The sequence below is a fragment of the Nocardia sp. NPDC052566 genome, from assembly GCF_044547285.1.
GTDB lineage: Bacteria > Actinomycetota > Actinomycetes > Mycobacteriales > Mycobacteriaceae > Nocardia.
Genome location: NZ_JBIUAF010000010.1, coordinates 230,195 through 254,045, shown reverse-complemented (window position 1 = coordinate 254,045; position 23,851 = coordinate 230,195). Strand labels below are relative to the sequence as shown.

Annotated in this window: 26 protein-coding genes; 12 read left to right on the top strand and 14 right to left on the bottom strand. The window is 68.1% G+C overall.

The genetic code is table 11. From position 1 onward, the window contains the following. The first annotated feature begins 31 nt into the window (after positions 1 to 31). Entirely contained in the window at positions 32 to 1,387 is a 1,356-nt protein-coding gene (locus ACIG5A_RS43315; RefSeq protein WP_397251403.1) for a hypothetical protein, read from the top strand. Positions 1,388 to 1,432: 45 nt separating this feature from the next. Here the strand turns inward: ACIG5A_RS43315 and ACIG5A_RS43310 are convergent, their stop codons facing one another. After that, the gene (locus ACIG5A_RS43310) at positions 1,433 to 2,923 is read right to left on the bottom strand and encodes a flavin-containing monooxygenase (protein WP_397251401.1); all 1,491 of its coding nucleotides are present in this window, start codon (positions 2,921 to 2,923) and stop codon (positions 1,433 to 1,435) included. 79 nt (positions 2,924 to 3,002) lie between these two features. On the opposite strand from ACIG5A_RS43310, the gene ACIG5A_RS43305 reads away from it, so the two are divergent. Further along, positions 3,003 to 3,650, top strand: a complete 648-nt coding sequence (locus tag ACIG5A_RS43305) for a TetR/AcrR family transcriptional regulator (protein WP_397251399.1) — start codon at positions 3,003 to 3,005, stop codon at positions 3,648 to 3,650. A 180-nt stretch (positions 3,651 to 3,830) separates the two neighbouring features. After that, positions 3,831 to 4,445, top strand: coding sequence for a DivIVA domain-containing protein (locus ACIG5A_RS43300; protein WP_397251575.1), 615 nt, complete (start codon positions 3,831 to 3,833; stop codon positions 4,443 to 4,445). Positions 4,446 to 4,905: 460 nt separating this feature from the next. On the opposite strand, the gene ruvB is transcribed toward ACIG5A_RS43300, so the two are convergent. From ruvB to ruvC, 3 genes are read right to left on the bottom strand one after another with little or no spacing between them, the layout of a single operon-like run. Then, positions 4,906 to 5,997: a Holliday junction branch migration DNA helicase RuvB gene (ruvB, locus tag ACIG5A_RS43295; protein ID WP_397251397.1), complete on the bottom strand. Its 1,092-nt coding sequence runs from the start codon at positions 5,995 to 5,997 to the stop codon at positions 4,906 to 4,908. A 3-nt stretch (positions 5,998 to 6,000) separates the two neighbouring features. Next, a complete protein-coding gene (gene ruvA, locus ACIG5A_RS43290) occupies positions 6,001 to 6,600 on the bottom strand; it encodes a Holliday junction branch migration protein RuvA (protein WP_397251395.1) in 600 nt (199 codons plus the stop codon). Next, the gene (gene ruvC / locus ACIG5A_RS43285; RefSeq protein WP_397251573.1) at positions 6,597 to 7,190 is read right to left on the bottom strand and encodes a crossover junction endodeoxyribonuclease RuvC; all 594 of its coding nucleotides are present in this window, start codon (positions 7,188 to 7,190) and stop codon (positions 6,597 to 6,599) included. The genes ruvA and ruvC overlap by 4 nt, the downstream gene beginning before the upstream one ends. A 150-nt stretch (positions 7,191 to 7,340) precedes the next feature. Here ruvC and ACIG5A_RS43280 point away from each other — a divergent pair, with 150 nt between their 5' ends. The 5 genes from ACIG5A_RS43280 to ACIG5A_RS43260 all read left to right on the top strand — a co-directional run bounded on the left by ACIG5A_RS43280 (position 7,341) and on the right by ACIG5A_RS43260 (position 10,985). Then, positions 7,341 to 7,877, top strand: a complete 537-nt coding sequence (locus ACIG5A_RS43280; RefSeq protein WP_397251393.1) for a PadR family transcriptional regulator — start codon at positions 7,341 to 7,343, stop codon at positions 7,875 to 7,877. 19 nt (positions 7,878 to 7,896) lie between these two features. Further along, positions 7,897 to 8,328 carry a PPOX class F420-dependent oxidoreductase gene (locus ACIG5A_RS43275; RefSeq protein ID WP_397251391.1) on the top strand — a complete coding sequence of 144 codons (432 nt, stop codon included), beginning with the start codon at positions 7,897 to 7,899 and terminating at the stop codon, positions 8,326 to 8,328. 83 nt (positions 8,329 to 8,411) lie between these two features. Next, positions 8,412 to 9,818, top strand: a complete 1,407-nt coding sequence (locus ACIG5A_RS43270; protein ID WP_397251571.1) for an alpha/beta hydrolase — start codon at positions 8,412 to 8,414, stop codon at positions 9,816 to 9,818. Between the two features lie 70 nt (positions 9,819 to 9,888). Further along, positions 9,889 to 10,095, top strand: a complete 207-nt coding sequence (locus tag ACIG5A_RS43265; RefSeq protein ID WP_397251389.1) for a DUF5988 family protein — start codon at positions 9,889 to 9,891, stop codon at positions 10,093 to 10,095. A gap of 326 nt (positions 10,096 to 10,421) precedes the next feature. After that, a complete protein-coding gene (locus tag ACIG5A_RS43260; protein WP_397251387.1) occupies positions 10,422 to 10,985 on the top strand; it encodes a DUF4333 domain-containing protein in 564 nt (187 codons plus the stop codon). 64 nt (positions 10,986 to 11,049) lie between these two features. Here ACIG5A_RS43260 and ACIG5A_RS43255 read toward each other — a convergent pair whose 3' ends face one another. Beyond that, positions 11,050 to 11,802 (bottom strand): YebC/PmpR family DNA-binding transcriptional regulator, encoded by a 753-nt coding sequence (locus ACIG5A_RS43255; RefSeq protein WP_397251385.1) that lies wholly within the window; start codon positions 11,800 to 11,802, stop codon positions 11,050 to 11,052. A 147-nt stretch (positions 11,803 to 11,949) separates the two neighbouring features. Continuing rightward, positions 11,950 to 12,603 carry a pyridoxal 5'-phosphate synthase glutaminase subunit PdxT gene (pdxT, locus tag ACIG5A_RS43250; protein WP_397251383.1) on the bottom strand — a complete coding sequence of 218 codons (654 nt, stop codon included), beginning with the start codon at positions 12,601 to 12,603 and terminating at the stop codon, positions 11,950 to 11,952. Between the two features lie 240 nt (positions 12,604 to 12,843). Here pdxT and ACIG5A_RS43245 point away from each other — a divergent pair, with 240 nt between their 5' ends. Further along, positions 12,844 to 14,535, top strand: coding sequence for an amino acid permease (locus tag ACIG5A_RS43245; protein ID WP_397251569.1), 1,692 nt, complete (start codon positions 12,844 to 12,846; stop codon positions 14,533 to 14,535). A gap of 283 nt (positions 14,536 to 14,818) precedes the next feature. Here ACIG5A_RS43245 and ACIG5A_RS43240 read toward each other — a convergent pair whose 3' ends face one another. Both ACIG5A_RS43240 and ACIG5A_RS43235 read right to left on the bottom strand, forming a co-directional pair. After that, positions 14,819 to 15,640: an acyl-CoA thioesterase gene (locus ACIG5A_RS43240; protein WP_397251381.1), complete on the bottom strand. Its 822-nt coding sequence runs from the start codon at positions 15,638 to 15,640 to the stop codon at positions 14,819 to 14,821. Positions 15,641 to 15,677: 37 nt separating this feature from the next. Further along, positions 15,678 to 15,821 carry a hypothetical protein gene (locus ACIG5A_RS43235; RefSeq protein ID WP_397251379.1) on the bottom strand — a complete coding sequence of 48 codons (144 nt, stop codon included), beginning with the start codon at positions 15,819 to 15,821 and terminating at the stop codon, positions 15,678 to 15,680. A gap of 221 nt (positions 15,822 to 16,042) precedes the next feature. Here ACIG5A_RS43235 and ACIG5A_RS43230 point away from each other — a divergent pair, with 221 nt between their 5' ends. Continuing rightward, complete coding sequence (locus ACIG5A_RS43230; RefSeq protein WP_397251377.1) at positions 16,043 to 16,654, top strand: hypothetical protein; 612 nt, start codon at positions 16,043 to 16,045, stop codon at positions 16,652 to 16,654. A 32-nt stretch (positions 16,655 to 16,686) separates the two neighbouring features. Here ACIG5A_RS43230 and ACIG5A_RS43225 read toward each other — a convergent pair whose 3' ends face one another. The 5 genes from ACIG5A_RS43225 to ACIG5A_RS43205 form a co-directional block, all read right to left on the bottom strand. After that, a complete protein-coding gene (locus tag ACIG5A_RS43225; protein WP_397251375.1) occupies positions 16,687 to 17,421 on the bottom strand; it encodes an SDR family oxidoreductase in 735 nt (244 codons plus the stop codon). Positions 17,422 to 17,613: 192 nt separating this feature from the next. Beyond that, a complete protein-coding gene (locus tag ACIG5A_RS43220; protein ID WP_397251373.1) occupies positions 17,614 to 18,114 on the bottom strand; it encodes a hypothetical protein in 501 nt (166 codons plus the stop codon). A gap of 177 nt (positions 18,115 to 18,291) precedes the next feature. After that, the gene (locus ACIG5A_RS43215; RefSeq protein WP_397251371.1) at positions 18,292 to 18,729 is read right to left on the bottom strand and encodes a GNAT family N-acetyltransferase; all 438 of its coding nucleotides are present in this window, start codon (positions 18,727 to 18,729) and stop codon (positions 18,292 to 18,294) included. Between the two features lie 263 nt (positions 18,730 to 18,992). Continuing rightward, positions 18,993 to 19,919 (bottom strand): LysR substrate-binding domain-containing protein, encoded by a 927-nt coding sequence (locus ACIG5A_RS43210; RefSeq protein ID WP_397251369.1) that lies wholly within the window; start codon positions 19,917 to 19,919, stop codon positions 18,993 to 18,995. 288 nt (positions 19,920 to 20,207) lie between these two features. Then, the gene (locus ACIG5A_RS43205) at positions 20,208 to 20,804 is read right to left on the bottom strand and encodes a hypothetical protein (protein ID WP_397251367.1); all 597 of its coding nucleotides are present in this window, start codon (positions 20,802 to 20,804) and stop codon (positions 20,208 to 20,210) included. 141 nt (positions 20,805 to 20,945) lie between these two features. On the opposite strand from ACIG5A_RS43205, the gene ACIG5A_RS43200 reads away from it, so the two are divergent. Continuing rightward, the gene (locus ACIG5A_RS43200; RefSeq protein ID WP_397251365.1) at positions 20,946 to 22,112 is read left to right on the top strand and encodes a sensor histidine kinase; all 1,167 of its coding nucleotides are present in this window, start codon (positions 20,946 to 20,948) and stop codon (positions 22,110 to 22,112) included. 67 nt (positions 22,113 to 22,179) lie between these two features. Then, positions 22,180 to 22,815, top strand: coding sequence for a response regulator (locus ACIG5A_RS43195; protein ID WP_397251363.1), 636 nt, complete (start codon positions 22,180 to 22,182; stop codon positions 22,813 to 22,815). Positions 22,816 to 22,895: 80 nt separating this feature from the next. Here the strand turns inward: ACIG5A_RS43195 and pdxS are convergent, their stop codons facing one another. Beyond that, the gene (gene pdxS, locus ACIG5A_RS43190; protein WP_397251361.1) at positions 22,896 to 23,816 is read right to left on the bottom strand and encodes a pyridoxal 5'-phosphate synthase lyase subunit PdxS; all 921 of its coding nucleotides are present in this window, start codon (positions 23,814 to 23,816) and stop codon (positions 22,896 to 22,898) included. Positions 23,817 to 23,851 lie beyond the last annotated feature (35 nt).

The window sequence follows — 23,851 nt, the reverse complement described above, 5'->3', positions numbered from 1 at the left end:
CGTGGATCGGGGCGTTCTGCGCATTTCAGAAATGGGGACGACGATGGCCGAGGAAGCCAGAATCGATGTAAAGACGCTTTTCCAGAAGGCGGCCGGTGATCTGTCCGCGCCGGAGTTGTACGAACTCGCGCGCATCGCGGAATCCGGGCCGTGGTTCGGGATGCCGGTGGCGCGCTCCACCGAGCAGGTCCGCAGGCCTAATTTCGAGTGGCCGCTGGTCTCCGAACATCCCTATCTGGGGAAGTACGGAAAGGGCACGGCGGCGGTCTACCTCGGCAACGGCCATGAGCGGCTGGTCCGCCCGATGATCTTCGCCGACGGCTTCAACTACGGTCCGAGCAATCTCGACGACCTGTGGCAGTGGTTCAACGCGCCGTATTCCGAAGCGGGCGAACAGCTCTTCGACCAGCTGCTGGCCGCGGGCATCGATATCGTGCTGCTCGGCTTCGACACCCGCCACGACTACGTGCAGGTCAACGCCGGTGTGGTGCGGGCGTGCCTCGCGAAGGTGATCGCCGAACGGCAGGGCAATGCCAAGCTGATCACCGGCGGCGTGAGCATGGGCGGCCTGATCACCCGCTACGCGCTCGCCGCGATGGAGGCCGACGGGGACAACCACGACACCGAGACCTATCTGTCCTGGGATTCGCCGCACAACGGCGCGTGGGTGCCGCTGATCCTGCAGCAGATGGCGCACTTCTTCGAGATCTTCGAGGCGGCGAACCCGTTGAAGGCGAGCAAGGCCGCGCTGCTGCGCAGCCCGGCCGCGCAACAGCTGCTGTACGCCTGGGTGGAGGATTCGCGGTATTCGGGTCCGGTCGCCACCGCGTCGCCGCTGCGCACCCAGTTCGTGGAGGAATTGACCGCGCTGGGCGGATTCCCTTCGCAGCCGGTCAAATTGGGTGTCGCCAACGGGCGCGGTGACGGCCGGGGCCTCGGCCACACACCCGGTGAGATCGTCTTCGAGAAGAAGTTCCTCGGCGGCCTCGCGGGCAGCGCGACCGCGCGCTTCCAGCCCGCCTTCGGCACACAGCGGCCGATCGGCGGGATGCACCTCGGGCTCACCGTGCGCACCTCGACGACCAGCGCGGTCGCGCCGTTCGACGGCGCACCCGGCGGCACGCTGGATTCGTTCGGCCAGGTGGCGGGCACGCTCGGCATCGAGCTCGAGGAAGCCAAGCGGTGGGGCTGCTTCGTGCCGACGATCAGCGCGGTCGGGTTGACGTTCGACCCGCTGACCTGGCCGGTCGAACTGGACAAGGATCTGCGCGGGCTGAAGCCGGAGGACACCGCGCTCAACGAGTTCTGTTGCGACACAGCGAACTCCGAGCATTCGGCGGTAACGCCGACGCTCGCCGAATGGGTGCTGCGCAAGATCGCGAAGTAGCGAGCGGCCCGCCGCCGCGGCGATCCGCGGCGGCGGGGCGGTCGATCAGGACGCCGCGCCGTAGGCGTAGTCGTCGAGCGGGAAGGTGACCGCCTCGCGGTGGGCGTTCAGCGTGCTGGTCGGGCGTAGCAGCGCGGCCTCGCCGTGCTGGTTGAAGTAGTAGCTGCGCGCGGTCGAGCAGTCGCCGCCGTAGAACACCGAGGAGCCGAGCTTGTCGGTGACCCGGTCCAGGAATTGGGCGTTGGCCTGTTCGGTGACCTCGAAGGTGTGCTCGCCGCGGCGGAACAGCTCACCGAACAGCCTGCCCATATGCTTCATCTGCGCTTCGATGGTGGTGAAGTACGACAGCCCGCTGTAGGAGTAGGGGCTGTTGAGCGAGAGGAAGTTCGGGAACTTCGGCACGGTGATGCCCTCGTAGGCCTGGAACCTGTTGTCGCGCCACCACTTCCCGAGGTTGAGCCCGTCGCGGCCGATGATCTCGATGGCCGGGAAGTTCACATCCCACAGGTTGAAGCCGGTGGCCAGGATCAGAGTGTCGATCTCGGTCTTGTGCCCGTCGGCGGTGACGATGCCGTCGGCTTCGACGTGATCGATGGAGTTGGTCTCCAGGTGGACGTTCGGCTGGTTGAACGTCTTGAAGTAGTGGTTGGAGAAGGTGGGGCGCTTGCAACCGAAGTCGTAGTGCGGGGTGAGCTGCCTGCGGGTTTCCTTGTCGCGCACCTGCGCCCGCAGATGCGCCTTGGCGAGTACGCCCGCACCCTTGTTCATCAGCTTGGCCTGCTTGAAGTGCAGCACGCCGACCACCATCAGCGCCTCGAGCAGGCTGGTGTTGACCAGCCGCGCGGCCTTCTGGGTGGCGGGCACCTTGGCGAACAGCTTCTGCACCGGGGCCGGGATGGCGGCATCGACCTTCGGCACCACCCAGATCGGGGTGCGCTGGAAAACGGTGAGCTCGCGCACCTTCTTGGCGGCCTCGGGGACCAGTTGCACCGCGGTGGCGCCGGTGCCGATGATGGCGGCCTTGCGATCGGTCAGATCGAAGTCGTCCTCCCACGCGGTGGTGTGGATGATCTTGCCCGCGAAGGTATCGATGCCGGGGAACGGCGGGGTGTAGGGCTGGGACAGGAAGCCGGTGGCGGTGAGCAGATAACGGCCCGTGAGGGTTTCACCGCCCGCGATGGACACCACCCAGTGCTGGTGCTCCTCGTCCCAGCGGGCGCCGTCCACCACGGTGCCGAAGCGCATCCGGCGGCGCAGGCCGTACTTGTCGGCGATGAAGGCCGCGTACTTCTTGAGCTCCTTGCCCGGCGCGAACAGCCGCGACCAGTACGGGTTGGGCTCGAAGGAATACGAGTAGGTGACCGAGGCGATGTCCACCGCCAGGCCCGGGTAGTGATTGACGTGCCAGGTGCCGCCGAGATCGTCTTCCCGCTCCAGGATGACGTAATTGCTCAGGCCTAGTCGGTCGAGCTCGATGCTCGCACCCATTCCGCCGAATCCCGCACCGACAACGATCGCGTCGAACTGAGGCGCCACGCCGAACCTCCAGGGTTTGTGAATCAGATATCACGGAATGACACCTCATTCCGTTTGTGACGACTGTATCATTGGCGAGGTGACGAAGCCATCCACGCGTGCGCCCCGGCGGGCTGGGAATGCCATTCAGCGACGTAAAGCCGAACTCAAGCAGGAGATCATCGACACGGCCTTCGTCTGCTTCGCCGAGAAGGGCTATCACGCCACCGGTATCGCCGATATCGCCGGTCAGCTCGGTATCGGGCACGGCACCTTCTACCGGTACTTCAGCAACAAGCGCGACATCATCGACCACGTCATCGACGACCTCGCGGCCCGCATCATCGACGCGCTCGGCACCGAGAACGCCCCCGACGCGGCAACCAGCCTCGAGGAGTACCGCGCGCAGACCGACCGGATCGGCACCGCGCTCACCAAGATCCTGCTGCAGGACCGCCGCGTCGCGCAGCTGCTGCTGTTCCACGCCACCGGTATCGATGACGAACTCACCGCCCGGTTGTATGGCCTGCTCGACACCGCGGACGCACTCACCGCGGGCTATCTCGAGCACGGCGTCGAGCAGGGTTATCTGCGCGCCGACCTGGACACCGTCAACACCGCCCGCGCGGTCACCGGGATGCTGCTGGCCGGGATCGTGCACGGCTTGCGCGATCCCGATGACGCGGCGATTGCCGGATTGACCCAGGCCATTCGCCGACTGCTGATCGACGGCGTCCGGAGAGGCTGAATTCCCGAGTTCGCTGACCGGATTCGTGTTGATCCGGCGAACATTTCGCGAACCACACGCGCCCGTGACGACTACTGTGGGTCTCGACCGTCGCGGGACGCAGGGGCGCACATGTTCGCAAGAGACCGGGCAGTACGACAATCACATTTTCCGGCGGAAGGGGGCGATATGCCTGACACAATGTCGCGAGTGACACCCGACGACGTCAGCCGAACACATTTCGCCATGCCGCCGATGGGCCACCGTGGCTACCACGCCGAAGAGGTGGACGCCTTCCTCGAACTCGTCGCCGCCACGCTGGCGGGGCGCGGCGTGCTCACCGCCGACGACATCCGGCACGTCAACTTCGACGCGCCCCGCTTCGGCGGCCGCGGCTATCAGGCCGAACAGGTCGACGAATTCCTGGACCGGGTGCGGGTCGAACTCGAATTCCGCCAGCGCGGCACCCGCCCCACCCCCGCGGGCCCGAGCCACAACGGCAACGGCGCGCTACTCACCCCGGACGACGTGCACCGCATGCGCTTCACCCAATCGGCGGTCGGCAGGCGCGGGTATCACGAGGAAGAGGTCGATGCCTTCCTCGACCTGGTCGCCGCCACCCTCGCGCACGGCGGACCGGGCAGCCTCACCGTCACCGACCTACGCTCCGTCCGCTTCACCGAGGCACGCCTCGGCACCCGCGGCTACCAGCGTGACGAAGTGGACGCCTTCCTCGACCTGGTCATCACCGCCCTCGACCACGCCGAACACCAGCACCACCACCGCTGGGTCCCGCACCGCGAACCGGTCGAATAGGCCACTCCCCCAACCCCTCCCGCCGAGCGCAGGCGGAAGGGCGCGGTGACAGCAGGCAGCCGAAGGTGGCGCGAGCGCCGTCGAATGGGTTGCCGGAAGCAGCATCTCGAGCAGCCGGGCCCTTCAGCACACCAACCACCGAGCCAGTCGAGCCCCGTTCACACAACCTCGTCGAGCGCAGTCAAATGTCCCCAAGGGGCGGCGTGTCGCAGGGCCATTTGACTGCGCTCGGCGAAAACCTGGCCCATGCAGTGGCCTCGGCCGCTGGCGTTGCGGGATCGGCACGCTCGGCTGGCTTCGGTGGAGCGCACCGCATTTCAGCTATCCCTGACCGAGGTTCAGCGGGCAGACACACGCGAGCACAGTCGAATGGCCCCTGGGAACGGCGTGTCGCGGGGCCATTCGACTGCGCTCGGCGATTGCCTGTCCCGCAACATCTCTCGGCTGGTGATGGGTGGGGTCAGTCGAAGAGGTCGAGGGTGGGGTGGGGTTCGCGGCCTCGGACTTCGATGGAGCCGAAGACGAGGTCGGGTGGGGGGACGAGGCCGAGGTGTTCCCAGGCGGCGGCGGTGGCTACGCGGCCGCGGGGGGTGCGGGCGACCATGCCCGCGCGGACCAGGAAGGGTTCGCAGACCTCTTCGACGGTGGCGGCCTCCTCGCCAACGGCGACGGCGAGGGTCGAAACACCGACGGGGCCGCCGCCGAAGCTGCGGACCAGCGCGGCGAGGACGGCGCGGTCGAGGCGGTCCAGGCCGAGCACGTCGACGTCGTACACCTCGAGTGCGGCCTGGGCGATGGGGCGGGTGATCAGGCCGTCGGCGCGGACTTCCGCGTAGTCGCGCACACGGCGCAGCAGGCGGTTCGCGATGCGCGGCGTGCCGCGGGAGCGGCCGGCGATCTCGGCGGCGGCATCCTTTTCGATCTGTACGCCGAGAATATGCGCCGAACGCAGCAGGATGCGCAGCAACTCGGCGGGGTCGTAGAAATCCATGTGGCCGGTGAAGCCGAACCGGTCGCGCAGCGGACCGGTCAGCGCGCCAGACCGGGTGGTGGCGCCGACCAGCGTGAACGGGGCGATATCGAGCGGAATCGACGTCGCGCCAGGGCCTTTACCGACCACCACGTCGACGCGGAAGTCCTCCATCGCCAGGTACAGCATTTCCTCGGCGGGGCGGGCGATGCGGTGGATCTCGTCGATGAACAGCACATCGCCCTCGACCAGGTTGCTCAGCATCGCGGCCAAATCCCCAGCGCGCTCCAGCGCCGGACCGGAGGTGATGCGCAGCGCGGTACCGAGTTCGGTGGCGATGATCATCGCCATACTGGTCTTACCGAGGCCGGGCGGACCGGAAAGCAGCACGTGATCGGGGGTGCCGCCGCGCTGTTTGGCGCCGCGCAGCACCAGCGCGAGCTGTTCGCGCACCCGCGGCTGGCCGATGAAATCGTCGAGGGATTTCGGGCGCAGGCTGGCCTCGATCTCTCCGTCGGACTTCAGATAGCTTGCGGTGACTTGGGATTCGGCGTCATCGGTGACGGGGTCTTCGTAGTCCATCGTCTACCGATTCTTGCCCAGCGCACTGAGCGCGGCGCGCAACGCCGTCGAGGTATCCGCGCCGGGCTGCTCGGCCAGCACCGAATCCACCACCGGCTCGGCCTGTTTGGCCGGGAAGCCCAGGCCGACGAGCGCCTCGACCACCTGATCGCGCACCGGTGTGAGCACCGGCGCGCTGCCGGGCGGGCCCGCGGGCACCGGAACGAGATTCACCTTGTCGCGCAGTTCGACCACCATGCGCTCGGCGCCGCGCTTACCGATGCCGGGCACCCTGGTCAACGCCGCGACATTGCTTTCGGCGAGCGCCTTGCGCAATGCCTCGGGTTCGAGCACCGCGAGCACCGCCATGGCCAGCCGCGGGCCGACGCCGCTGACGGTCTGCAGCAGGCCGAACAGGTCGCGCGCCTCGGTGTCGGCGAAGCCGAACAGCGTCATCGAGTCCTCGCGCACGATCATCGCGGTGTACAGCCGGGTTTCCGCGCCGCGGGTGAGGGTGGCCAGCGTGGACGGTGTGGCGTTGAGCCGATAGCCGACGCCCGCCGCCTCGACCACCACATGGTCGAGCGCGATCTCGAGCACCTCGCCACGTACCGACGCGATCACGGACGCACCACCTTCCTCTGCTCGGCAAGCCGCTCTGCCTGTTGAACGGCAAGCCGCTGCATGTATTTCCGCTGCGCTTCGGCGGCCTGTGCCTCGGCCTTGGCCATCCGATCCATCAGCGGCGCCCGCCAACAATGACAGATGGCCAGTGCGAGCGCATCAGCCGCGTCCGCCGGTTTGGGCGCGGTGGCCAAGCCGAGTATCCGGGTGACCATCGCCGTCACCTGCGCCTTGTCCGCGGTGCCGTTGCCGGTGACCGCGGCCTTCACCTCGCTGGGCGTGTGGAACGCGACGGGAATGCCACGGCGCGCCGCCGCCAGCGCGATGACGCCGCCCGCCTGCGCGGTGCCCATGGCGGTGCGCACATTGTGCTGGGCGAAGACCCGTTCGATCGCCACCGCCTCGGGTTGGTGTGTATCCATCCAGCATTCGGCGGCGTCGGCCACGCCGAGCAGCCGATGCGCGAGATCCATATCGGCGGGTGTACGCACCACATCCACGGCGATGGCGGTCACCTTCCGGCCGAGCCCGCCGTCGACGACGCTGAGGCCGCACCGGGTGAGCCCGGGATCGACACCCATCACCCGCACGAACGCCCCTCTCGCAGACACGAACAACTGTTCGAGAGTCTAACCGAGCCGACCGCATCGCCGCCCCAACGACACGGGTGGAGTCTTTGCACGGTCGGTGCGACATAGGTCGCATCGACATATGTCCCAGCCGACACTATGTTCGGGACAATGACCAGCGCACTGACTCTCGCCATCCTGGGATTCCTGCACGAGCAGCCGCTGCACGGCTACGACCTGCGGGTGCGCATCGCCCGGCTGTCCGGTCACGCCAGCACGGTCAGCCACGGCACGCTGTATCCGGCGATCAAACGCATGGAAGCGGCGGGGCTGCTCACCAGGCAGGCCGAACCCGGAGCGGCCGCCGCGCCACGGCATATGCTCGGCCTCACCGAGGCGGGTGAGATCGCGCTGCTCGAGCGGCTGCGTGCCCCCGCCGATGTGTTCATCACCGACGAGAACCGCTGGTTCATCCTGCTCTCCTTCCTGCGTCATCTCGGCGAGCCGCACGCGCAGGCCGCGGTACTGCGCAGGCGGCTGGACTTCCTCTCCGAGCCGAGCAGCTTCTTCTACGACGGCACCCGGCCCCTCACCGCCGAGGAGGTCGACGACCCGTTCCGTCGCGGCGTCCTGCGCATCGCCCGCGCCACCAGTACGGCCGAAATCGACTGGCTCACCGAAACTCTGCGCGAACTGACCGACCGATAGGAGCACCACCGTGTATCCCATGACCGACGCCGAATGGCGGACCTTCGTCCTCGCGGGCACCCGCACCGGCAAACTGGCCACCCTGCGCACGAACGGGCGCCCGCACGTCACCCCCGTCTGGTTCCTGCTCGACGAGAGCGACACCGGGCCGGCGCGCGTCGTCTTCACGACCTGGCACGAATCGCTGAAATATCGCTCGCTGCGCCGCGATCCGCACTTCTCGCTGTGCGTCGACGATCAGGAACCGCCATACGGCTACGCCATGCTGGAGTGCACCGCCGAATTCACCGACGACCCGGCGCAATTGCGCGAATGGGCGACTCGCATCGGCGGACGCTACATGGGCTCCGATGCCGCGCGGGCCTACGGCGAGCGCAATTCGGTCCCCGGTGAATACCTGGTCCGTGCCACCGTCGAACGGGTGATCGCCCTTCGTGATATCGCCGCATAGCCGTCCACAGGTGAGGTGGAGGGGATTCACAGCTGATCTCGAGGAAGCGGCTCGACAATGCCGTGGTGCCCGTTCTCCGTGCCATGTTCGCCGCGCCCGCGATTCCGGCCGCGCCGCAGTTGCCGCCCGCCGATTCGCATCCCGATTACGGGTTCCGCCATGGTCTTTCACTGACGCACGGGTGGCTGCCGGTGACGGTGCAGGTGCTGGCCGTCGTCGTGCTGGCCGTCGCGATCGGGTGGCGGACGCGGCGGTGGCGGCTGGTGTGGCTGCCGGTGTGTGCGCTGTTCGGTGCGGCGGGCGCGGTCGCGGCGTGGGCGTACATGAACGATCAGGGGCTGGCCTCCGATCCGGCGCCGGGCCCGCTGTGGGTGTGCGTCGGCGCGACCGTCGCCGCGCTCGCGGTGGTCGTGCTCGGCTGGCGCGGGGCGCGGTGGTGGCGGCGCGGTATCGCGCTGCTCGCGGTGCCGCTGGCGTTGCTGAGCACCGGAATCGTGCTGAACCAGTGGGTCGGCTACTACCCGACCGTGCAGGCGGCCTGGAACGCGCTGACCGCGGGCCCGCTGCCGCACCAGACCGAACTCGCCGCGCTGCCCGCGCTGCGCGGCACCAACGTCGGTGACGGCCGGATCGTGCCGGTCCGAATCCCGGACGCGGGCAGCGGCTTTCCGCATCGCACCGAATACGTGTATCTGCCGCCCGTCTGGTTCACCGGCGCGACACCGCCCGCGCTGCCGGTGGTGATGATGATCGCCGGCGAATTCAACACACCGGCCGACTGGCTCCGCAGCGGCCAGATCATGCCCGAGCTCGACCGGTTCACCGCCGCGAACGGCGGCCGCGCGCCCATCCTCGTCTTCGTCGACTCCAGTGGCAGTTTCAACAACGACACCGAATGCGTGAACGGTCCACGCGGCGACGCGGCCGACCATCTCACCAAGGATGTGCCCGGCTATGTGGAATCCCGGTTCGGCGCCACCGCGGATCCGGCCCGGTGGGCGGTGGTCGGCTGGTCGATGGGCGGCACCTGCGCGGTCGACCTGGCCGTCATGCATCCGGAACTACTGCACACCTTCATCGATATCGCGGGCGATATCGGCCCGTCCTCCGGCACCAAGGAGCAGACGATCCAGCGCCTCTTCGGCGGCGATGCCGAGCGGTGGGCCGCGTTCGATCCGCGCACCGTGATGGCCGCGCACGGCGGATACACCGGGATGGCCGGGCTTTTCGACGACCTCGCACCGCAGCGCACCGGCAGGCAGCGGCCCGCGTCGGGCGCCGCCACCGGACTCGGCGGGCGCGGCGGCTACGACACCGGCGAGACCGGCGCCGCCGAGAAGCTGTGCGACCAAGCGAAAACGGTCGGCATCGACTGCACCGTGCACACCTCCCAGGGCGGTCACACGTGGCAGTTCGCCGCGGCGGCGTTCACCTCATCGCTGCCGTGGCTCGTCGGGAGGGTCGGCATGCCCGTTCCCGATACGGCATGACGCCGCCGACGCGCGGGGCCGAAACCGCGAAACCCGAAACCCCGGCGTCGGCGCACCTACCATCGGAGACATGAGCAACGGCGCAAAAGCAGTCCTCGAGGGTGGACCCATAGACCTGCCGAGTCGTGTTGTGACGATCACCCCGCCCGGGACCGAGATCAAAGTGCATTTCAAGAACGGCTACGAACATTTCGAGGCGACGCCGCGGATAAAGGACACCGCCGAAGGACCGCTGCGCGTTTACCAATGGACGTACCGGACCGCGATCGCCGAATAAGAGCCGCGTTCCGGCAGGCGCCCGAATAACGGACGCCTGCCGGTCGGCACAGTGCCGATTCGACGCGTTTCACCGAACCGACGAGCCGCTGAGTTGTGCTGATCGCGTAGCGCTCAGCGGCACACCCTTCGCGATCACCTACGCCATCGGCCTCGTGCGCCACCGCCCGTGCGGCGCGTCCGTCATCGTGCGACGGCACTCGAGCGTTATCCGAGATGACGGTTATCTCCCTGGCGCGCAATATATCTCGCGCCACACCCAGCGGCACTACCATGACAGGTGGATGCGGTCGGCCACTCTCGGCCGCTGGGGGTAGGGAGAGTTCGATGCGCCTTCTGGCGACAACAGTTCTGGCGGCCATCGCCTTGGCCGCGGCAGGCTGCGGCAGCGAATCCGCGCCGACGACAGCACCGGTGAGCAAGCAACAGGTGGAAACCCAGATCACCGAGAAGCTCGCCGCCAAACTCGGCGCGTCACCGCAGGCGGTGCACTGTCCCGGCGACCTGGACGGAAAGGTCGGCGCGACGCTGCGCTGCGATCTGACCGATCACACCGGAATCGAATACGGCGTCACGGTCACCACGACCGCCGTCGACGGCAAGGACGTGAACTTCGAAATCAAGGTCGACGACCTGCCCAAGGCGGGCTCGCTGATCGTCGTGACCAAGGCCGATGTGCAGGAGCAGGTCGCGACCGAACTCGGTGGCCAGGTGGGGAAGCGGCCCAAGTCGGTGACCTGCCCGCAGGATCTGGCAGCGAAGGTCGGCACCACCATGCGGTGCACGTTGCGGGACGACACGGACGCCACCTACGGGCTGACGGTCACCGTGACCTCGGTCGAAGGATCGAATGTCAACTTCGACGTGAAGGTGGACAGCCAGCCGAGCTGACGTCACCTGATATGGATCGGGGCGGCCCATGCGAACATGGACCGCCCCGAATCTATGACCGGGTTCAGTCGTCCAGCTGCGCCAAGACCTCGTCGGAGATGTCTACGTTGGTGTACACGTTCTGCACGTCGTCGCTGTCCTCGAGCGCGTCGACGAGCTTGAACACCTTGCGCGCGCCGTCGGCGTCGACCGCGACCGACATCGACGGCTGGAAGCCGGATTCGGCGGAGTCGTAATCGATTCCGGCGGCCTGCAGCGCCTTGCGCACCTCGATCAGGTCGCTCGGGTCGCTGATGATCTCGAACGATTCGCCGAGGTCGTTGACCTCCTCGGCGCCCGCGTCGAGCACGGCCATCAGCACGTCGTCCTCGGACAGGCCGTTCTTGTCCAGGGTGATGACGCCCTTGCGGTGGAACAGGTACGACACCGAACCCGGGTCGGCCATGTTGCCGCCGTTGCGGGTCATCGCGACGCGCACCTCACCGGCGGCGCGGTTGCGGTTGTCGGTGAGACATTCGATCAGCACCGCGACACCATTGGGGCCGTAGCCCTCGTACATGATGGTCTGCCAGTCGGCGCCGCCGGCTTCTTCGCCGCCGCCGCGCTTGCGGGCGCGCTCGATATTGTCGTTCGGGACCGACGACTTCTTCGCCTTCTGGATGGCGTCGTAGAGCGTCGGGTTTCCGCCAGGGTCGCTGCCACCGGTTCGAGCGGCCACCTCGATGTTCTTGATCAACTTGGCGAAGAGCTTGCCGCGCTTCGCGTCGATCCCAGCCTTCTTGTGCTTGGTGGTGGCCCATTTGGAGTGGCCGCTCATGCCCTACTTCCTTCAGGTCGATGGGTACCCGCGCCGGGCGGACAACTCCCCCAGCCTACTCGGCCGGTCATCATGGTTCGCCGCGTGCACTCGCCCTAGCGCTATCGGGCGCAGCATGTGCGCGGATCCGCGCACGGCCGGAGCCACCTAGAGGTCGCGGACCATATCCACGAACATCCGGTGCACGCGCAGATCACCGGTGACCTCGGGGTGGAACGACGTCGCGAGCACCGTGCCCTGGCGCACCGCGACGATGCGACCGGCGAACGGGCCGTCGGGGACCGTCGCGAGCACCTCGACGCCGTCGCCCGCGCGCTCCACCCACGGGGCGCGAATGAAGACCGCGCGCACCGGGCCGTCGTCGAGGCCGGTGAACCGGAGGTCGGTTTCGAAGGAGTCCACCTGGCGGCCGAAGGCGTTGCGGCGCACCGTCATATCGATACCGAACAGGTGCTGCGCATCGGGCCGGGTATCGAGCACCTCGGAGGCGAGCAGGATCATGCCCGCGCAGGAACCGAAGGCGGGCATACCTTCTCGCAGCCGGGCGCGCAGCGGCTCCAGCAGTTCGAAAACCTCGAGCAGCTTGCTGATGGCGGTCGACTCGCCGCCGGGCAGCACCAGCGCGTCGACCGCGTCGAGCTCGGATGCCCTGCGCACGTTGACCGGTTCGGCACCGCAGTGCTCCAGCGCGGCGAAGTGCTCACGCACGTCACCCTGCAAACCGAGCACGCCGATCCGCGGCGGCGACGCGGCCGCGCGCGCCTGCGGAGTCTGCTCGGCGATCACCGAATCGCGGGCCATGCACCATCCCTTTCGTCCTGATGTCATCGACTTTACGGGCGTCGCGACTGTGGGCCTGATCACGGTCACCGTCAACGTTCCATCAACGCGGGCGGCGGCGGCGAAAAACAGGCAGAGACTCGAAGCGTGATTGCTGTGTTGCCGCGCCGGACGCCTGAGCCGCCCGGAGATACGACTGGTGCCTCGTCCCGCCGCGGTTTGACCGTTTCCACCGGATTGGCCGGATTGTCCCTCGATGCCATGGCATCGGTGTCCTACGGACCCGAAGCCATCGTGCTGGTACTTGCCACCGCGGGCGGCGTCGGGCTCGGCATGACGCTGCCGGTGACGCTGGCCATCGCCGCGCTGCTCGCGGTGCTCGTCGCGTCGTATCGGCAGGTGATCGCGGCGTTCCCGGACGGCGGCGGCGCATACGCGGTGGCGAAGAAACATCTCGGCCACCGCACCAGCCTGGTCGCGGCGGCCTCGCTGATCGTGGACTACGTGCTCAACGTGGCGGTGTCGATCGCGGCCGGTGTCGCGGCGCTGACCTCGGCATTCCCCGCACTGCACGGCTACACGGTGTGGATCTGCCTCGCGGTGCTCGTCGGCATCACCGCGCTCAATCTGCTCGGCATCACCGAGAGCGCACGCGCGTTCATGATCCCGACCGTCGTCTTCGTCGCCGGTATCTTCGCGGTCATCATCGGCGGGCTGGTGCGCTCGGAACCGGCCAGCGTGACCGAGGGTGTCGCGGCGGTCAGCGATATCCACACCGTCGGAGTGCTATTGCTGCTCAAGGCATTCTCCAGCGGATGCGCGGCGCTGACCGGCGTGGAGGCCATCGCGAACGCGGTACCCAGCTTCGAGGCGCCGAAGGTCAAGCGGGCGCAGCGGGCCGAGGTGGCGCTCGGCGCGCTGCTCGGCATCATGCTGATCGGGCTCGCCGTGCTGATCGAGAAGTTCTCGCTGCGGCCGATCGAGGGCACCACGGTGCTCTCGCAGCTCACCGAGGCGGCGCTCGGGCACGGAATCGGTTACTACGTGGTGCAATTCGCGACCGTCATCCTGCTGGCGCTGGCCGCCAACACCTCCTACGGCGGGCTGCCGACGCTGACCAGGATCCTGGCCGACGACAACTGCCTGCCGCACCGTTTCGCGGTCAGCTCGCCGCGCCAGGTGTACCGGTACGGCGTGCTGACGCTCGGGCTCAGCGCCGCGGTGCTGCTGATCGCGGCGGGCGGCAATATGAACGCGCTCGTTCCGCTGTTCGCCATCGGCGTGTTCGTCGGGTTCACCATCGCCCAGGTCGGCATGGTGCGGCACTGGTGGCTCACCCGCGCCGACGGCTGGCAGTGGCGGATCTCGCTGAACGGGTTCGGCGCGGTGCTCACCTTCGTCGCCGCGATCGTCACCACGGCGATGAAGTTCACCGAGGGCGCCTGGCTGATCGTGCTGGTACTGCCCGCGCTGGTGCTCGGCATGGAGCGGATTCGCAACGCCTACAACCGGATTCACGGCTGCCGCGGATCGGGTGCGGTACCCGCGCAACCACAGGCGACAGGGACGGCGATCATCGTCCCGGTGTCGGAGGTGTCCGAGCTGAGCCGGGAGGCACTGTCGGCCGCCATGTCGATCGGCAAAGACATTGTCGCCGTGCATGTCTGCCTGCCGGGTGAATCCGTCAGGGCCTTCACCAAGGCGTGGGAGGCATGGCATCCTGAGGTCAGGCTGGTCCTGCTCGAAGACAGCGATTCGACCGTCGGCGGCCCCGTAGCCCGGTACGTGCGCGACAACTTCGACGGCAGGCGCAAGGTCGTCGTGATCGCCGAAATCGACCCGCCCATGGGCTGGGACCGCGTCCTGCCGAGCCACCGCAGCGACGAACTCGAACGAGAGCTACGCCGCATGACCGACACCGTGGTCTGCCACCTGCGAGTCCAGGTGGGCTGAATACCTGACGAAGTTCAGGCGCCGCGCGGGGTGCGACGGCCACTCGCACCCCGCGCGCCGACAATCGCAAGCTCGCGCCCGTCCGGCGCGCACGTTACGACGCCGCGCATCGAATAACGCCGCAATCCGTGCGCGGCGGTCGAATCAGTGCGCGGCGCAATCAATCACCGACGTGCTGCCACATGGGCCTCGCACGTTTCGTGACGCCGTGCCGAATAGCGCGGAGGTCGGTGCGTGGCGGTTCAAACGGTGCGCGGCACGCGACCTCGTGCGCGGCGGATCATCAGTCGTCGCGGAGGGTACGGATCAACCCTTCTTGCACAACCGCGGCGACCAGTTCGCCGGACTTGTTGAAGATGCGGCCGCCGGTGAGGGCGCGGCCGAAACCCGCGGAGGGCGAGGACTGGTCGTAGAGGAGCCAGTCGTCGGCGCGGAAGGGGCGCAGGAACCACATGGCGTGGTCGAGCGAGGCGTTCTGGGTCGGCTCGTCCGGGTGCGGGACCTTCGACGAACCGAGCAGCGTCATATCGCTCATGTAGGCCAGGGTGCAGACGTGGAACAGCGGGTCGTCGGGCAGCGGGTGGCGGTAGCGGAACCACACCTGCTGCTGGGAGGCCAGACCGGAACGGCGCGCCACCTCGTCCTGCGGCACGGTCCTGATATCCCAGTGTTCCCATTCGCGCATGGCCCACAGGCGTTCCGGGCTCATGGTGGTCGACGCGTCCGGCAGCACCTCGGGGGCGGGCACATCCGGCATCGTGTCCTGATGCTCGGGCCCGGCGTCACCGACGTGGAACGACGCGGACATCGTGAAGATCGCGGCACCGTCCTGCACGCCGGTCACCCGGCGGGTACAGAACGAACGGCCGTCCCTGATCCGCTCCACCAGATACACGGTCGGCTGGTCGGGATTGCCGGGCCGCAGGAAATACCCGTGCAGCGAATGCACCTGGAACCGCGGCTCCACCGTGCGCACCGCCGACACCAGCGCCTGGCCGGCAACCTGTCCGCCGAACGTCCGCGGCAGCTGGGTCTTGGTGGACGCGCCGCGGAAGATGTCCCGCTCGAGCCGCTCTATCTCCAGCGCCTCTTCGATTGTCGCCATGCGCTGAGGTTATCGCGCCGTGGCGCCCGGCAACCTCTCAGGTTCGATCGTCCAATTCGTCCCGGATATCGTCGAAGGTCTCCTGGCGATCATCCAGCCGATGTCTGCCCACTCTGGCGTTCGGCTGCTCGGCCTCGACAGCCTGCGCTTCCACCGTGTCGAACTCGTCCGGCTGTGTCATCTCACTACCCCTGTTCAGAGATTCGATCCGACATAATAGGCGCTGTCGGGCGCAGCCCGCCCGCAGACCTGCGCATGGCCGGAGCGAATGCGGAGGTACGCCTAGCGGCGAGACGCTTGCCGCCCATCCAGGTTAGGTCGCACTATGAGAACCCGGTCCGGAAACCGGATTTCGGCACATCCGACGCGGCGGCGCGCCACACAGGAAAGCATGATGGCGGTATGCCGCACTTCGCCCCGATCACCCAGGACGCACTGGTCGACCGGATCGCCGACGACGTCCGCGCGCTCAGCGGCCACCGCGTCCTCGCCATCGACGGCGCCGACGCCGCGGCCCCACTCGACCTCGCACACCGCCTCGCCACGGCACTGCGCGACACCGGCCGCCCCACCGAGGTCATCTCGCTGCACGACTACATCCGGCCCGCGTCGCTGCGCATGGAGTTCGGCCGCACGGATGAAATGTCCTACCGCACAGCCTGGTTCGACTATGCGGCACTGCGCCGCGAGGTCATCGACGCCCTGCGGCACCACGGCCGCTACCTGCCTGCCCTCTGGGACGAAGCCACCGACCGCTCGGCCCGCGCCGATGTCCGCGCCGCCCTTCCGGACACGGTCCTGATCATCGCGGGCCCCATGCTCCTCGGCCGTGACATTCCCTTCGACCTGACAATCCGCCTCGACATGTCCGAACCCGCCCTGCGCCGCCGCACCCCCACCGAAACCCAGTGGACCATCCCCGCCCTACTCCACCACCACGACGACTCCCCCGAACCCCCGACCTTCGCCCTCCGCTGGGACCACCCCACCCGCCCCGCCCTGCACACCCCCTGACCTCCCTCCTCCGAATCGATGCGCGGCGGATGTCAGACCAGGCGGTGGCCGCCGTCTACGTGGAGGACGGTGCCGGTGATGAAGGCATTGGCCATCAGGGTGCGGATGGCGTGGGCGATTTCGTCGGGACGGCCGATGCGGCCGACCGGGAGGCGCGACGACATGGCTCGGTGGCGTTCGAATTTGGCGTCGGGTGCGATGGTGTCCCAGACCGGGGTATCGATCCAGCCGGGAGAGATCACGTTGACCCGCACCGGGCTGAGTTCGATGGCGAGCGCATAGGCGAGGGAGGCCAGCGCGCCGTTGGCCGCGGCGATGATGCTCGAGCCGGGGCCGGGCCGGTAGGCGGCGATGCCGGAGGTGAAGGTGAGCGAGCCGCCGGGCGCGATGTCGGCGTGCTTGGCGAGCAGGGCGGGGCCGATCAGCTTGGCGTCCAACGTCCTTCGCGCGACCGCTGGATCGAGCTCGGTGATCGGCTGGTAGACGCCGGTGGCGTCCACCGCGGTGGTCACCACGTGGTCCACCGGACCGACCTCGGTGAACAGCCGCGCGATGGAATCCTCCTCGGTGATATCGGCGATGATCGCCCGCACCTTGCCCGGCCCTCCGGACAGCGCGCGTTCCGCCGCGGCAAGCCGTTCGGCGGACCTGGCCGCGATGGTGACCTCCGCTCCCTCCGCCACGAGCGCCGTCGCCAGGGCCAACCCCATCCCGGAGCTCCCGCCGACAACGACGACCCGTTCAGTTGCGTTCACATGTGCTGTCATGTCCCCCACTCGACCATCGCGCCGAGCGAACGTCCATGTCGCACTATCGAATACCCGTTAGCCCCCGCCTAACACCCCAGGTACCCGCCCCGCGAGGCAACACCCCACCGCCCTCGACATCTCGTCGAGCGCAGTCGAATGGCCGTTGATTGCGGCGTGTCGCAGGGCCATTCGACTGCGCTCGGTGGTGGGTCAGGCGCAGGCCGGGGAGGTTTGGCCGAGGTTGGTGAGGCCGGCGCAGGCCCAGGTCTTCTGGACCTTCCACTTGCCGTCCTCGACGACGAAGGGCACGTCGGCGACGTTCTCCTGCCCGTTCAGGGTCAGCTTCGCCTTGGCGTTGAGCGTGTCGCCGAACTGGGTCACCTCGGTGACAACCGTGGTCGCGCCGGACTGCTTGTATGCCTCGGCGAGGCGGTTCGGCAGTTCCGGATCGGCCTGGATGCCCTGCACCAGATCCTGCTTCTGCGAGCTCGGCACCGAGGTGTCCAGCGCGCGCTGCAGCAGGGCGTTCAGTTCGGCGACGGTCGGCGTCGGCGGCAGATTCGGGTTGTTCGACGGCGCCTTGGCGCTGGTCGACACCTTGCTCGGTTTCGCTTCGCTGTCCTTCTTGTCGTCACCGCAGGCACTCATGCCCAAAGCGGCGACAACGGCCAGGCCGGCGATCGCGATGCGTCCGGTCTTCTGCAACTTCAACTGCTCGTCCTTTGCGTTCGAGTAGGCCCGCGTCGCCCCGACTGCGACACGGACGCCATGCCCGAGCGGGATCGCCCGGCATGGAATCGGACACTACGCAGCGTGATTGTGCGGACTCTAAGAGTCCGATTCAGCGTGCGTAAGAGTCCGGATCCCGTTGCCGCGCCGGGCAATCGGCTACAGCGCGACCTCGAAGTGGTGCGCGCTGATCGCCATGTGGTGGCGCATGTACAGCCGGTGCGCGGGCGCGCGATCGGCGGCTACACCCGAATCCAGGTGCACCGCTTCACATCCCAGTCCGCGCGCCTGCTCCTTCACCCACCGCAGCAGCAGATCCGCGTGCCCGCGACCACGGGCGTCGGGCAGCGTGGACAGGTCGTCGACATACAGATATCGCCCCCACGCCGACGACCACGCCGCACGGAACCCGACCACCGACACCGCCTCGTCGCGCCCCTCGTCGAACACCCCGGCCAACCGGTAGCCGACCGGTCGCAGCCTCGTATCGATCAACTCCACTACCGCCTGCACCGTCTCCCACCGCGGCCGCAACGCCAGCATCGCCGCGGCCCCCCACTGCGTCTGCCCCTCGAAGAGTTCCCGAATTTCGCTCACCGCTGCGACGGTAGCGACCCGACCGCCACCCGCCCAGTGCCAATCCGCCCTCACTTCCGGGATCCACTCGCCGAGACGGCGCCGACCTCGGACCGGCGGACGCTGGACCACCGCGGGAATCAGCGGTCGAACCGGGCGAAATATTACCCGTAGGCGAACCGCTGATCAGCTGCCACGCAGTGCCGAAGGTCGTGCGAATCAGCGGCCATTCAGGCCGAACGCGAGGGTGGGTGTGCACTGACGTTTGCGACGACGAGTGCGGCCTATGTGTTTGCACGCTCGTGCGGTGCTGGTGCGGATGAGGCGCTGGGGTGGAGGGGGTGGTGGGGTAGGGCGCGGATCAGGGTTTGGACGGCGGGGTTGGGGGTGGTGGGGTACCAGGCGGCGGCGTAGGTGATTTCGATGGGGCCGCCGCGGAAGGGGCGCCAGGCGAGGCCGGGGGTGGTGGCGACGCGGGCGGAGCTGAGGCCGAGGAGGTCGGGGCGCAGTGGGAGGACGGCGAGCATCTGGGCGTGGCCCATCGCGTTGTCGCTGAGGCGGATTCGGGCGCCGCGGGCGTGCAGGTCGCGGAGCAGGGCGTCATGCAGTTGCGGGGCGGAGTCGCGGGCGAAGAGGATGAGCTCGCGGCCGCTCAGTTCACCGGGGTCGATCTCGGTGGCGTTCGCGAGCGGGTGCGCGGCCGACATGACGACACCCATGGCTTCGCGGGCCAGTGGCCGCTGGGCGAAGCGGTCGGGCAGGGTGACCGGGGCGCGGACCACGGCGAGGTCGATCTCGTCGGCGTCGAGCAGGCGCACCTGGTCGGCGGTGGTGCCGCCGGTGAACACCATGCGGGTACCGGGCAACCGCGCCGCCAAGAGTTCACCGATCCGCTCGGGCAGCCACGGCGGCACACCGTTGAGCAGGCCGAAACGCAGGACGGGCGCACCGGAACTCGCCGTACGCCTGGTCTCGCGCACCGCCTCGTCCATGGACCGCAGCACCCCTTTGCCGGTGCGCGCCAGCACCTCCCCCGCCGCCGTCAACGCCACCCGAGGTTCGCGAACCAGCAACGGCCCGCCCATCTCCCGCTCGAGCACTTTGATCTGCTGGCTCAACGTCGGCGTCGATATGAACAGCCGCTCGGCAGCCCGGCGAAAATGCAACTCCTCCGCCAACACCACGAAATACCGCAACTGCCGCAACTCCATACGTCAGACGCTACCGACCCGGTCGACCGCGTCCGCTTCTGAACGGACACTTTCCCCCGCCACATGGCAGTTTCTGCCAGGCAAGCACGAAGAATGTCCGCCCAGACCCACCCAGACCACAGCGCCGCCACGGCCATCCACCACACCGGTGCTCGACAAATGGCAATTCCCACTCGCCGCGCCGAGGTGGTCACCACTACTGCTCGGCCGAGCGGGCACTTTTCGCGGTCACGCGATGAATTTGTGCGGGAGTGAAAGTGTCCGGCTGGCCGAGCGGTGGCGCCGTACCTAATGGGCGGGGACGGCGTGGGCAATGGTGGCGGAGCGGGATGTGGACGTCCAGACGGTGATGGCCAGCCAGAGCATGCCTGCGCCCGCGGCGATGTGGCCTGCGCGGACCAGTGGGGCGGGGAGCAGGAAGGTCAGGCAGAGCAGGGATAAGCCGACGGTGTACAGGGTGGCCGCGGGGCGGGGGACGACGCCGGTGCGGAGGAGGGCGGTACCGAACAAGATGGTGCCGGTGAGGGCGGTTATCGCGGTGAACAGGAAGGCGAGTTTCGCTGGGCTGGTGAGCAATTCGTTCACGACGGGCCGGTCCAGGTAGACGAGGACGAAGTTGCGGGCGAAGGCGACGCCGGCGAAGTAGCCGAAGCCGAGGAACTGCACCGTGAAGGCGATCATGCCGAACCGGCCGAGTCGACCGTGATGCGGCAGATATATCGCGACGAGCAGGCCGATCCCGAAGGGCACGGCGCCACCGTTGAGCAGCTGGGTGACCGGATTCTTGTGGTCGAGGACCAGTTCGGTGAGTCCGGCGAGCGCGATGGCCGTGCCGCAGAGGAGGCCTGCCGCCGAACCGAGGCGTAGCAGCGATCGTGTGTCCATGGTCGAATTCCTTTCTCGATGTCGCGGTCGACGCTAGGAATCCGGTGGTCACGCCGGTAAGTGCCGGACGGCCCATGACCTTCGGCCACACTTGCGCCGCCGCCTGGTGGCCGGACACGCCCCACCCCTAGGCTCGATCGCATGAATCGGCCACGGGCACTGACCTGGGTGGCATGCTTCCTCTACGCGTCGGTATTGCTCGGCGGCCTGGCGATGGCAGGAACGGGAGCATGCCCACTCGACGCGCGACTATTCGGGTTCGCCGCCGTGCTTGCCGTACTGTTCGCCCTGGAGATCGCCGAAAGTCGCAGGGCCACAACACAAGCGGTAGCTGTCGCCGGACTGGTCGCGCGCTCCGCGCTCTATGCGATCGCCGCCGCACTCGACTGCCAGGGCAACGCCAAGGCACTGTTCGCGCTGATCCCATTGATCGCGTACTTCACTCTCGGCCGCCGGACCGCGTTCGGGCTCGCCACCGCGGGACTGCTCACCGCGACGACGCTGGTATTCACCGGCACCGAGTCGCGCAACGATCCGGAACGCGTCTCGGATCTGCTGATGCTCGCTATCGGCGTGGTGTTCGCGCTGGCCATCGCGGTGATCGCCGAGCGCGAGGAGGCGGGCCGCCGCCGCGCCGAATCGCTGCTCACCGACCTGTCCGACGCACACGCACGGCTGCGCGAATACGCCGACCAGGCCGCCACATTGGCGACGCAGGCCGAACGCACCCGCATCGCCCGCGACATCCACGACACCGTCGGGCACCACCTGGTGGTCACCTCGATCCAACTGGAGAAGTCCGCCGCCTACCGCACCCTCGACGCCGCCACCGCCGACCAAGCCCTCACCGACGCAAGATATTCGGCGAAGCAGGCACTCGACGAGGTTCGCGGCGCACTCGGCGCACTGCGCACCGACGGCACCGAATTCACCCTGGGCGCCGCATTGACCGCCCTGGTCGATCGCCTCGACGACACCGGATTCGCGGTGACACTCGAGGTCGCGGGCGCCGAGGACACCGTGCGTGAACCCGCCCGCCTCGCACTGTATTTCGCCGCCCAGGAGGCACTCACCAACGCCCGCAGGCACGCCAATGCCACCGCCGTCTCCGTCCGCGCCGACCTCACCTCCCCCATCAGCACCCTCGAAATCGCCGACAACGGAACCGGTTTCGCACCAGACACCACGGAAGGCCAAGGCCTGACCGGCATGCGCCAACGCCTCGACCTGCTCGACGGCCACGTCGAAATCACCACCGACCCCACCGGCACCCGCCTCCGAGCCACCATCCCCGAGCCGGTCCGATGAACCGACGCCCCTGGATTACCGCGCTCGACGCCACCGAACACGGTGCGGACAACAGCGGGGCAGTCCTATGAACACGACGGCTCCCGTGCGGGTGGTGATCGCCGACGACGAGCGGCTGGTTCGGGAGGGAATTGCGGCGCTACTGGCGTTGCAGCCGGGGATCGAGGTGCTCGGGGCGGCCGAAAACGGTTCGGAGGCGGTCGAACTCGTGCGGCGGATGAATCCCGATGTGGTGCTGATGGATGTGCGGATGCCCGGTGTGGACGGGGTCGAGGCGGCCGGGATGCTGCGCGGGCAGGCGAAGGTGCTGATGTTGACGACCTTCGATGACGACGACTACATCGTGCGTGCGCTGCGCGCCGGCGCGTCCGGCTATCTGCTGAAAGACTTGCCTGCCGCCGAACTCGCTCAGGCGGTGCGACTCGTCCACGCGGGTGTCGACCAGTATTCGGCCGCGGTGTCCGGGCGGCTCGCGGCGATGGTGCGGGCGGCCGCGCCCAGCACGGCCGTCGTCGAGCTCACCCCGCGTGAGCTGGCGGTGCTACGGCTGCTGGCGGGCGGCGCCGCCAATCGGGAGATCGCGCGGTCGCTGTATCTGAGCGAGGGTACGGTGAAGAATCACGTGTCGAATATCTTGAGCCGCTTGGGAGTTCGCGATCGAACCCAGGCCGCCATCTACGCGCACGCGCACGGTTTGCTCTGAGCCCGAACGCACGCGAGCAGGGACCCCTCGGTATCCCTGCTCGCGTGGTCGAGTTGTCTTGCCGCCGTGGCGGTGTCAGCTCACCAGCCGCGTTCGGCCAGGCGGTGGGGCTGGGCGATCTCTTCGACATTGATGCCGACCATGGCCTCGCCGAGGCCGCGCGAGACCTTGGCCAGCACGTCCGGGTCGTCGTAGAAGGTGGTGGCCTTGACGATGGCGGCGGCGCGCTGGGCCGGGTTGCCGGACTTGAAGATGCCGGAGCCGACGAAGACGCCCTCGGCGCCGAGCTGCATCATCATCGCGGCGTCGGCCGGGGTGGCGATGCCGCCCGCGGTGAACAGCACGACGGGCAGCTTGCCGGTCTCGGCGATCTCACGGACCAGCTCGTAGGGCGCCTGCAGTTCCTTGGCGGCGACGAACAGCTCGTCCTCGGGCAGCGACGCGAGCTTGCGGATCTCCTGGCGGATCTGGCGCATGTGGGTGGTGGCGTTGGAGACGTCGCCGGTGCCCGCCTCGCCCTTGGAGCGAATCATGGCCGCGCCCTCGGTGATCCGGCGCAGCGCCTCACCCAGGTTGGTGGCGCCGCAGACGAAGGGAACGGTGAAGTTCCACTTGTCGATGTGGTTGGCGTAGTCGGCGGGGGTCAGCACCTCGGACTCGTCGATGTAGTCGACACCGAGGCTCTGCAGGATCTGCGCCTCGACGAAGTGGCCGATGCGGGCCTTGGCCATCACCGGGATGGAGACGGCGCCGATGATGCCCTCGATCATGTCCGGATCGCTCATCCGGGACACGCCGCCCTGCGCACGGATATCGGCGGGCACCCGCTCGAGCGCCATGACCGCGACGGCACCGGCGTCTTCGGCGATCTTGGCCTGCTCGGCGGTGACGACATCCATGATCACACCACCCTTGAGCATCTCGGCCATACCGCGCTTCACGCGGGCGGTGCCGATGGTCTGAGTGGTCTCGGGCGTAGTCACGGCAAACTCCTGGGTCATGTGCGCAATCGGGTCGCAAGGGATCGAATCAGCCC

What these genes read in the sequence shown, in the direction of transcription:
- ACIG5A_RS43315 (WP_397251403.1), top strand. Translation starts at nt 32, where the DNA reads ATGGGGACGACGATGGCCGAGGAAGCCAGAATCGATGTAAAGACGCTT.
- ACIG5A_RS43300 (WP_397251575.1), top strand. Translation starts at nt 3,831, where the DNA reads ATGTCGCGAGTGACACCCGACGACGTCAGCCGAACACATTTCGCCATG.
- ruvB (WP_397251397.1), bottom strand. Translation starts at nt 5,997, where the DNA reads ATGGACTACGAAGACCCCGTCACCGATGACGCCGAATCCCAAGTCACC.
- ACIG5A_RS43280 (WP_397251393.1), top strand. Translation starts at nt 7,341, where the DNA reads ATGACCAGCGCACTGACTCTCGCCATCCTGGGATTCCTGCACGAGCAG.
- ACIG5A_RS43275 (WP_397251391.1), top strand. Translation starts at nt 7,897, where the DNA reads ATGACCGACGCCGAATGGCGGACCTTCGTCCTCGCGGGCACCCGCACC.
- ACIG5A_RS43270 (WP_397251571.1), top strand. Translation starts at nt 8,412, where the DNA reads ATGTTCGCCGCGCCCGCGATTCCGGCCGCGCCGCAGTTGCCGCCCGCC.
- ACIG5A_RS43265 (WP_397251389.1), top strand. Translation starts at nt 9,889, where the DNA reads ATGAGCAACGGCGCAAAAGCAGTCCTCGAGGGTGGACCCATAGACCTG.
- ACIG5A_RS43260 (WP_397251387.1), top strand. Translation starts at nt 10,422, where the DNA reads ATGCGCCTTCTGGCGACAACAGTTCTGGCGGCCATCGCCTTGGCCGCG.
- ACIG5A_RS43255 (WP_397251385.1), bottom strand. Translation starts at nt 11,802, where the DNA reads ATGAGCGGCCACTCCAAATGGGCCACCACCAAGCACAAGAAGGCTGGG.
- pdxT (WP_397251383.1), bottom strand. Translation starts at nt 12,603, where the DNA reads ATGGCCCGCGATTCGGTGATCGCCGAGCAGACTCCGCAGGCGCGCGCG.
- ACIG5A_RS43245 (WP_397251569.1), top strand. Translation starts at nt 12,844, where the DNA reads ATGGCATCGGTGTCCTACGGACCCGAAGCCATCGTGCTGGTACTTGCC.
- ACIG5A_RS43240 (WP_397251381.1), bottom strand. Translation starts at nt 15,640, where the DNA reads ATGGCGACAATCGAAGAGGCGCTGGAGATAGAGCGGCTCGAGCGGGAC.
- ACIG5A_RS43235 (WP_397251379.1), bottom strand. Translation starts at nt 15,821, where the DNA reads ATGACACAGCCGGACGAGTTCGACACGGTGGAAGCGCAGGCTGTCGAG.
- ACIG5A_RS43230 (WP_397251377.1), top strand. Translation starts at nt 16,043, where the DNA reads ATGCCGCACTTCGCCCCGATCACCCAGGACGCACTGGTCGACCGGATC.
- ACIG5A_RS43225 (WP_397251375.1), bottom strand. Translation starts at nt 17,421, where the DNA reads ATGACAGCACATGTGAACGCAACTGAACGGGTCGTCGTTGTCGGCGGG.
- ACIG5A_RS43210 (WP_397251369.1), bottom strand. Translation starts at nt 19,919, where the DNA reads ATGGAGTTGCGGCAGTTGCGGTATTTCGTGGTGTTGGCGGAGGAGTTG.
- ACIG5A_RS43205 (WP_397251367.1), bottom strand. Translation starts at nt 20,804, where the DNA reads ATGGACACACGATCGCTGCTACGCCTCGGTTCGGCGGCAGGCCTCCTC.
- ACIG5A_RS43200 (WP_397251365.1), top strand. Translation starts at nt 20,946, where the DNA reads ATGAATCGGCCACGGGCACTGACCTGGGTGGCATGCTTCCTCTACGCG.
- ACIG5A_RS43195 (WP_397251363.1), top strand. Translation starts at nt 22,180, where the DNA reads ATGAACACGACGGCTCCCGTGCGGGTGGTGATCGCCGACGACGAGCGG.
- pdxS (WP_397251361.1), bottom strand. Translation starts at nt 23,816, where the DNA reads ATGACCCAGGAGTTTGCCGTGACTACGCCCGAGACCACTCAGACCATC.